The organism is Streptomyces fuscichromogenes (assembly GCF_014645815.1).
GTDB classification, from domain to species: domain Bacteria; phylum Actinomycetota; class Actinomycetes; order Streptomycetales; family Streptomycetaceae; genus Streptomyces; species Streptomyces fuscichromogenes.
Map to the genome: position 1 here is coordinate 217570 of NZ_BMML01000015.1, position 6907 is coordinate 224476.

Annotated in this window: 7 protein-coding genes; 4 read left to right on the top strand and 3 right to left on the bottom strand. The window is 72.9% G+C overall.

Annotation, left to right across the window (positions count from 1 at the left end; translation table 11 throughout):
• The first annotated feature begins 79 nt into the window (after positions 1-79).
• Positions 80-1015, top strand: coding sequence for a carbohydrate-binding protein (locus IEZ11_RS30205; protein WP_189266077.1), 936 nt, complete (start codon positions 80-82; stop codon positions 1013-1015).
• 92 nt (positions 1016-1107) lie between these two features.
• On the opposite strand, the gene IEZ11_RS30210 is transcribed toward IEZ11_RS30205, so the two are convergent.
• From IEZ11_RS30210 to IEZ11_RS30220, 3 genes are all read right to left on the bottom strand, one after another.
• Complete coding sequence (locus IEZ11_RS30210; protein WP_189266078.1) at positions 1108-2037, bottom strand: 1-phosphofructokinase family hexose kinase; 930 nt, start codon at positions 2035-2037, stop codon at positions 1108-1110.
• A gap of 106 nt (positions 2038-2143) precedes the next feature.
• Positions 2144-3274 carry an N-acetylglucosamine-6-phosphate deacetylase gene (gene nagA, locus IEZ11_RS30215; protein ID WP_229713447.1) on the bottom strand — a complete coding sequence of 377 codons (1131 nt, stop codon included), beginning with the start codon at positions 3272-3274 and terminating at the stop codon, positions 2144-2146.
• A 95-nt stretch (positions 3275-3369) separates the two neighbouring features.
• Positions 3370-4314 (bottom strand): ROK family protein, encoded by a 945-nt coding sequence (locus IEZ11_RS30220; RefSeq protein WP_189266080.1) that lies wholly within the window; start codon positions 4312-4314, stop codon positions 3370-3372.
• Positions 4315-4444: 130 nt separating this feature from the next.
• Here IEZ11_RS30220 and IEZ11_RS30225 point away from each other — a divergent pair, with 130 nt between their 5' ends.
• The 3 genes from IEZ11_RS30225 to otsB all read left to right on the top strand — a co-directional run.
• Positions 4445-5716: an extracellular solute-binding protein gene (locus IEZ11_RS30225; protein WP_189266081.1), complete on the top strand. Its 1272-nt coding sequence runs from the start codon at positions 4445-4447 to the stop codon at positions 5714-5716.
• 17 nt (positions 5717-5733) lie between these two features.
• Positions 5734-5967: a DUF3263 domain-containing protein gene (locus IEZ11_RS30230; RefSeq protein WP_189266082.1), complete on the top strand. Its 234-nt coding sequence runs from the start codon at positions 5734-5736 to the stop codon at positions 5965-5967.
• Between the two features lie 92 nt (positions 5968-6059).
• Positions 6060-6907 (top strand): trehalose-phosphatase (gene otsB / locus IEZ11_RS30235; protein ID WP_189266083.1); only part of this gene is annotated, 848 nt, incomplete at its 3' end.

Consider the following 6907-nt stretch of genomic DNA (forward strand, 5'->3'; position numbering starts at 1 on the left):
TTGGCTCAGCCAGACCGGGTAGGCTCGACCTTCACTACCTGTACCGCATCCGCCCGCACCTGTTGAGGAGTACCAAGGGATGACGCCCGGCGACAACGGCGCGAGCACGCCCGAGGACGACGACCCGTTCGGCTACCTGTACGCCGATGGTCAGGCCAGAGGCGCCCAGCCGCCGTCCGGCTCCGGTGGTTACGGCTACCCGAACGCCGTCAGCAGAGTGCGCCCGGTCGGCGAGCGTACGTACGGCGGCCCCCAGCAGGCACCGCAGGCGCAGCAGTACGGCGGCCAGACCATTCCGCAGCAGCAGCCGAACGCGGCCTACCAGGCCCCGGAGACCTTCCCGGGCGGCGCCCCGACCGGCCACCAGGCCCCGCAGAACCCCGGCCGCGGCCGGGGCCCGAACACCAAGGGCCTCCTCATCGGCGCCGTCGCGGTCGTCGCCGCCGTCGTCATCGGCATCAGCGTCGCGATGCTGAACGGCAACGGCGACGACAACAAGGCCAGCGGCGGCTCCTCCCCGTCCACGTCCGCGTCCCAGAGCGCCTCTCCGTCCCCGTCGAGCACCAGCTCGGTGTCGGCGTCCGGCGATATCGCGCCGGTCGACGCGAAGACCTTCCGTCTGGACGGCGGCGCGAGCACGGCCTCGGACGTCAAGGGCGCGAAGGCCGAGGGCGGCATCTACGTCACCAACTTCAGCCAGACCGGCGCCGGCGTCACCTGGACGGTCAACGGCATCCCGGCGGACGGTCTCTACACCGTCTTCGCGCACTACAGCGCCGTGCAGGACCAGGCCATGACGCTGTCCATCAACGGCAAGACGTTCGGCAGCAAGTTCCCCCTGAAGAACTACACGGGCCAGAGCGACCCGACCAAGGCCTGGACGACGAGCTACACGTACCCCACCCTCACCAAGGGCACCAACGTCATCTCCCTGTCCTGCCAGAGCGGCGACAGCTGCGACGTCCTGCTGGACCAGATGTGGCTGAGGCAGGGCAAGCACACCAACAAGGACTAGGCGGGTCCGGCAGCGCCCCCGAGGACCGCTCGACCAGCCACGACGGTGCCGCAGCCGCCGGACGGCACAGCGCGGCACGTCCGGCGCAGCGCTCAGGCGGCCGTCGTCCCGCCGGTCACCGTGACCTGGCCGAGCAGCTTCTCGTAGGCCGCCCGGTCGAACTCGCCCGCCGCCGGGGCCCGTACCGTCGCCGCGGACAGGGCCACCGCGCGGGTCAGGCGGTCCGGCCACGGGAGTTGTTCGACCAGGCCGGAGAGCAGGCCGGCCACCGCCGAGTCGCCCGCGCCGGTCGGGTTGCCGTGTTCCCGGGCGGGCGGGGTGGCCCGCCAGCGGCCCTCCGGGGTGAGCGCCAGCAGGCCCTGCGGGCCCAGCGAGGCGATGACCGTGCGGGCGCCGCGTCCGCGGGCGTCCTGGGTGGCGCGTATCGGGTCGTGGGAGCCGGTCAGTTCGGCCAGTTCGGCGGCGTTCGGCTTGACCAGGTCCGGGCGGGCCGCCACCCCGCGGCGCAGCGGCTCCCCGCCGGTGTCGAGGAGGACGGGCACGGCGGCGGCCCGCGCGGTCTTCACCAGCCCCGCGTACGCCCCCACCGGCACCCCCGGCGGCAGGCTGCCGCACAGTGCCACCGCCGAGGCTCCGGCGAGCAGTTCCTCGTAGTGGTCCAGGAAGGCGCCCCACTCGGCGGGCGCTATCTGCGGGCCAGGCTCGTTCAACTGGGTGGTGTCACCCGTCAGTTCGTCCACGACGGCGATGGTGCGCCGGGTCGCCCCGGCGACCGGCAGCAGCGCGTCCACCACCCCTGACGTCTCCGCCAGCCGCTCCCGTACCGCCCGCCCGGTGGCCCCGCCCGCGAAGCCGGTCACCGTCGCCCCGTGCCCCAGCGCGGCCAGCACCCGGGCCACGTTCACCCCTTTGCCGCCCGGCCGTTCGGCCACGGCCGAGACCCGGTGCGAGGCGTGCGGACGCAGTGCGCCGACCCGGTACGTGATGTCCAGGGCGGTGTTGAGCGTGACGGTGAGGATCACCGGGCGACCTCCCTCGCATGTGCCCGTGCCGTCCGATGGGGGACCACGATCATGCCAAAGAGACGGCGACCGGCCTAGGTCGCCGTCTCCCAAGAGGTGGCTTTCGTCAGGACAGTTCGGGTGCGACCACCCAAGTGCCCTTCCGCATCACGCCCTTCAGCGTGAAGTCCGCGTCCAGGACGAGCAGGTCCGCGTCCTTGCCGGGTTCCAGGGAGCCGACCCGGTCGTAGAGGCCCAGCAGGCGGGCCGGGTTGGCGGACAGTGCGGCGACGGCGTGCTCGACGGGGAGCCGGTCCACCGTCACCGCCCGCCGCAGCGCGCGGTCCAGCGTCAGCGTGGACCCGGCGATGGCACCGCTGTCCGCGAGCCGGGCCACCCCGTCGGAGACCTCCACCTCCAGCGGGCCCAGCAGATAGCGGCCGTCGCCGAAGCCGGCCGCGTCCATCGCGTCCGTGATGAACGCGACCCGGTCCGGGCCCGCGTGGCGGAAGGCCAACTGGAGCGCGGCGGGGTGCAGATGGGTGCCGTCGTTGATGAGCTCGACCGTGACCCGCTCGTCCTCCAGGAGGGCGGTGATCGGGCCGGGCGCGCGGTGGCCGATCTGCGGCATCGCGTTGAAGAGGTGGGTGGCGACCGTGGCGCCCGCGTCGATCGCCTCGACCGTCTGCTCGTAGGTCGCGTCCGTGTGGCCGACGGCGGCGATCACGCCGTGCTCCGCGAGGAGCCGTACCGAGTCGATGCCGCCGGGGAGTTCGGTGGCGAGGGTGACCATCTTGGCGTGCCCGCGCGCCGCGTCGACCAGCTTGCGGACCTCCGCCGGGTCCGGGTCCCGCAGCAGCGCCTCGGAGTGGGCGCCCTTGCGGCACGGGGAGATGAAGGGGCCCTCGAAGTGGATGCCGGCGATCTCGCCCTGCTCGGCGAGTTCGGAGAGCAGGCCGGCCTGGCGGGCCAGGGTGTCCATCTCGTCGGTGACGGTGGAGACGACGAGCGTGGTGGTGCCGTGCAGGCGGTGCGTGTGGACGCCGGTGAGGACCTGGTCCGCGGTGCCGGAGCTGAAGGAGGCTCCGCCGCCGCCGTGGTTGTGCAGGTCGACGAAGCCGGGCAGGAGCCAGTGGCCGGTGAGGTCGATGAGCTGCGCGTTCTCGGGGGCGTCGGCGGTGATTTTCGTGCCGTCGACGACCATGCGTCCCCTGTCGACCACTCCGGTCGGGAGGACTGTTCGGGCACCGTCGAGGATCAGACCGTTCGACCCCGGCTGCGAGTGCGTGGTGGCTGGTCGCGCAGTTCCCCGCGCCCCTGAGGGGGCGCTGTAGTCACGCTCGTTTGCAGCCATCAGGGGGTTACCTCCGGTGTGGTCGTCGTCGTCTTCAACAGGTCCTGGGCGAGCAGGCCCGCCCCCAGGCAGCCGGCCGTGTCTCCCAGCGCGGCCGGGACGATGGCCGGCAGCTTCTGGAACGTCACCCGGTCCTCCACCGCCTCCCGCAGCGGCTCGAACAGCACGCTCCCCGCCTCCGCCAGGCCGCCGCCGACGATGAGGACCCGCGGGTCCAGCAGGGTGAGGGCCGTCACCAGGCCGTCGGCGAGCGCGGCCAGCGCCTCCTCCCACACCCGGACGGCGTTCGGGTCGCCGGACGTGACCGCCTTGGCGCAGTCCGCCGCGTCCGCGTCCGGGCCGCCGCCGGCCCTCGCCCAGGCCTCGCTCACCGCGGCCGCCGACGCGTACCGCTCCAGACAGCCGCGCTGCCCGCACGGACAGGGGGCGCCCTGCGGTCGTACGACGACATGGCCGATCTCGCCCGCGAAGCCGTGCGCACCCGGCTCCACCCGGCCGTCCAGGCCGAAGCCGCCCGCGATGCCGGTGCCGAGGGCCACGAAGAAGAAGCGGTCCGCGCCCCGGCCCGCACCCAGCCGGCCCTCCGCCAGGGCGCCGGTGCGCACGTCGTGGCCGAGGGCGACCGGGATGCCCAGGCGGTCGGCGAGCAGGGCGCGCAGCGGGACGTCGCGCCAGCCGAGGTTGGCCGCGTAGACCGCGACGCCGGCGTCCTCGTCCACGATTCCCGGGACGGCGAGACCGGCCGCCGACGCCGGCTCGCCGAGCTGCTGCTCGCCGTACGCCCGCAGTTCGGCGGCGAAGTCGAGGATGGCGGCGACGACGGCGTCGGGTCCGCGGTCCCGGCCGGTCGCGCGGCGGTCCTGGTGGAGCAGCTCGCCGTCCGGGCCGACCAGGGCGGCCTTCATTCCGGTGCCGCCCACGTCCAGGGCGATGACATGTCTCACGGGGACAGTGTGGCCCGCCGACCCGCAAGAGGTCTAGTCCACTTGCGTGGTGTAGACCTTATTCGTCAGACATATTGAACGGCGAGACAGTTGGACAGGGGCAGCAGACGTGCGGCGGCGTAGGGCAGGAATGATCGCGGTGGTGTCCGCAACGGGCATGACGGCGGTTCTCGGTGGATGCGGGACGACGGGATCCTCGGACGTCACCCTCAGACTCGTCGCCGCCGACTACGGAGACTCCGCGGCCAACAGTTCCCAGAAGTACTGGGACAAGCTGGCCAAGGCGTACGAGGCCGGTCACCCCGGTGTGAAGGTCGACGTCAGCGTCTACTCGTGGAACGACGTCGACCGCAAGGTCAAGGACATGGTCGCGGCCGGTAAGGCCCCCGACCTGGCGCAGATCGGCTCGTACGCCGACTACGCGGCCGCCGGCAAGCTGTACGAGGCCGGTGACCTGCTCTCCATCCCGGTCCAGGCCGACTTCCCGTCCCAGCTCGCCGAGGCGGGCCAGTGGAACCACGCGCAGTACGGCATCCCGTTCGCCGCCTCCACGCGCGTCCTCTTCTACAACAAGACCCTCTTCTCCGAGGCCGGCATCACCACCCCGCCCACCACCTGGAGCGAGCTCGCGGCCGACGCGAAGGCGCTCAAGGCGGACGGCGTGAAGTACCCGTACGCGCTGCCGCTCGGCCCCGAGGAGGCGCAGGCGGAGACGATGCAGTGGCTGCTCAGCGGCGGCAGCGGCTACACCGACGACACCGGCAGCTACACGATCGACTCCACGGAGAACATCGACACCCTCACCTGGCTCAAGGACGAGCTGGTCGGCAAGGGCCTGACCGGTCCGACGGCCCCCGGCAGGCTGAACCGCGCGACCGCGTTCGCCGCCTTCGCCGACGGACAGGTCGGCATGCTCAACGGCCACCCCACGCTGATCAAGCAGGCCGAGAAGAAGGGCGTGAAGTTCGGCGCGGTCCCGATGCCCGCGCGGGCCGGCCAGAGCACCGCCACCGCCTCCATGGGCGTCGCCGACTGGATGGCGGCGTTCAGGCAGAACGGCCACGCCGAGCAGGTCGGCGACTTCCTGGACTACGTCTACAGCGAGCAGAACGTCCTCGCCTTCTCCCGCGAGTACGGCCTGCTGCCCGTCACCACGTCCGCCTCCCAGACGATGACCGACTCCACCCGGGCGGAGGACAAGCAGCTGCGCCCCTTCCTGGAGCAGCTGCCCACCTCGGAGCTCTACCCCGCGGGCAAGACCTCCTGGGCCGCGATCAGCGCGGACATCAAGAAGCAGATCGGTACGGCGGTGAGCCCGACCGGCAATCCGACCGGGGTCCTCACCCGGCTCCAGGCGGAGGCGGCGACGGCGGACAGCCGCACGGCGGCGGCGACCGGCTGAGCGCTACGGTTCTCACCATGGACCGGCACGAACTGGGCGCCCGCGAGCAGGCCGTGCTCGCCCTCGAACGCCGGGGCTTCGCGAGCCCCGGCGCGAAGGAACGCGCGATACGCGAGGAACTGGATCTGGCGCCGGTGCGCTACTACCAGCTCCTGAACGCCCTGCTGGACGACGAGCGGGCGTTGGCGCACGACCCGGTGACCGTGAACAGGCTGCGGAGGGTGCGGGAGGCACGGCGCTCGGAACGCTGAGCCATTCCGTGGAGACGGATCTGCGGGCCGGTGGGGGCTGGGCGCGCAGTTCCCCGCGCCCCTTGCGGGGCGCTGCCGATACTGTCAGCTGTATGGGAACCCACATCACGGAACCCCTTCCGACGCCGCGGACGCCTGCCGGGCGTGACGGACTCGCCGCCCTTCTCGCGCGGCCCGGCTCCGCCCTCGTCGGTCTCGACTTCGACGGGACGCTCGCGCCGATCGTCGCCGACCCCGAGCAGGCGCGGGCCCACCCGGACGCCGTACCGGTGCTGGCCGCGCTCGCCCCGAAGGTGGCCGCCGTCGCCGTGGTCACCGGGCGCCCGGCCGAGGTGGCCGTCCGCTACGGCGGCTTCGACGGCGTGCCCGGCCTGGAGCACCTCGTCGTCCTCGGCCACTACGGCGCCGAACGCTGGGACGCGGCGACCGGCGAGATCACCGCACCGCCCCCGCACCCCGGCATCGCCGCCGTCCGGGCCGAACTCCCCGCCCTCCTCGACCGTGCCGCGGCCTCGCAGGGCACCTGGATCGAGGAGAAGGGCCGGGCCGTCGCGGTCCACACCCGCCGCGCCGCCGACCCCCAGGCCACCTTCGAGACCCTCCGCGCCCCGCTGACCGACCTGGCCACCCGGCACGCCCTGATCGTGGAACCGGGCCGTCTGGTCCTGGAACTCCGCCCCCCGGGCATGGACAAGGGCGTGGCCCTGAGCGAGTACGCCCGCCGCATCTCCGCCGGCGCGGTCCTCTACGCCGGCGACGACCTCGGTGACATTCCCGCCTTCGCCGCCGTCGAGAAACTCCGCGAGGAGGGCGTCCCGGGCCTGCTGGTGTGCAGCGGCAGCACAGAGGTCACCGAACTCGCCGACCGCGCGGACGTGGTGGTGGAGGGCCCGGAGGGGGTGGTGAGACTGCTGAGGAGCCTGGCTGCCCTCAGCGCCCC